The organism is Sandarakinorhabdus rubra (assembly GCF_010994245.1).
Lineage (GTDB): Bacteria > Pseudomonadota > Alphaproteobacteria > Sphingomonadales > Sphingomonadaceae > Sandarakinorhabdus > Sandarakinorhabdus rubra.
The window spans coordinates 1-1244 of sequence record NZ_WMHO01000374.1 but is presented as its reverse complement, the minus strand read 5'-3'; the positions used below and the strand labels follow the sequence as shown (position 1 = coordinate 1244).

The 1244-nt window shown below is 72.9% G+C and carries 1 pseudogene; it reads left to right on the top strand.

Annotated features, from left to right (window positions below):
* A pseudogene (locus GJV64_RS14615) lies at positions 1-1244 on the top strand (hypothetical protein); the annotation flags it as partial.

Here is a 1244-nt window from a genome sequence, read left to right as displayed (position 1 = left end):
TTCGGGCAGCATCAGCACCGCCGGCACCAATGCGCGCGGCATCTTCGCGCAGAGCGTGGGCGGCGGCGGCGGCGATGGCGGCTTCGGCGCTGGCCTAGCGGCGATCGGGGGCAGTTCGGCCGCCGGTGGCTCAGGCAGCAGCGTCACCGTCTCCAACAGCGGCGTCATCGAGACGTCGGGGCGGTCGGCCACCGGCATCCTGGCGCAGTCGATCGGTGGCGGTGGCGGCAATGCCGGCGCGGCCGGGTCGCTGACGCTCAGCATTGGCGGTCAGGGTCTTGGTGGTGGTGGCGGCGGTGCCGTCAGCGTCACCCACAGCGGCGCGATCAGCACCGGCTTCACCAACACCGGGGCGAACAACGGCCTCGGCGTCGATGCCTATGGGATTCTGGCGCAGTCGATCGGTGGCGGCGGCGGCAATGGCGGCAGCTCCGGCAGCCTCGGCGTGTTCGGCTCGGCCAGCATCGGTGGCACCGGGGGCGGGGGCGGCGCTGGCGGCGGCGTCACCCTGACGATGCAGCAGCGCACGATCAACACCGGCACCGGCACGTCGCTGGTCAATCCCAGCGTGGTGACCGGCGGAGCCAACGCCATCGGCATCCTGGCGCAATCGGTGGGCGGTGGCGGCGGCAATGGCGGCTTTGCCGTGGCCGGATCGGTTGGTCCGGGCATCGCCGGCAGCTTTGCCGTGGGCGGCGCGGGCGCCACCGGCGGTGCTGGCGGTCTGGTCACCCTCACCGGCAACGTCAATGTCGTCACCGATGGTAATGGCGCGCGTGCCATTCTTGCGCAGTCGGTTGGCGGCGGCGGCGGCAATGGCGGTCTTGCCGGATCGCTGGCGCTGTCGACCGGGGCCAGCTTCTCGGCCAGCATCGGCGGTGACGGCGGCGCGGCCGGCAATGGCGGCACTGTGACGGTCACCAGTGGCGGCAACATCAACACCGGCGGCCAGTTCGCCACCGGTTTCACCGCGCAGTCCATCGGCGGCGGGGGAGGCAACGGCGGCGTCTCGGTGTCGGTGGCGGGCTCGGCGGGCCTGGGCAATGCCTCGATCGCCGCCGGGTTCGGCGGCAAGGGTGCCAGCGGCGGCAGCGGCGGCACCGTGGTTGGCACCTATCAGGGCAGCATCGTCACTGGCGGCCAGTTTGCCACCGGCGCGCTCATCCAGTCGGTGGGCGGTGGCGGCGGTGCCGGCGGCTTCAACGTGTCGGCGGCGGTGTCGGCCGGCCTGGTGGGCGGCGTGG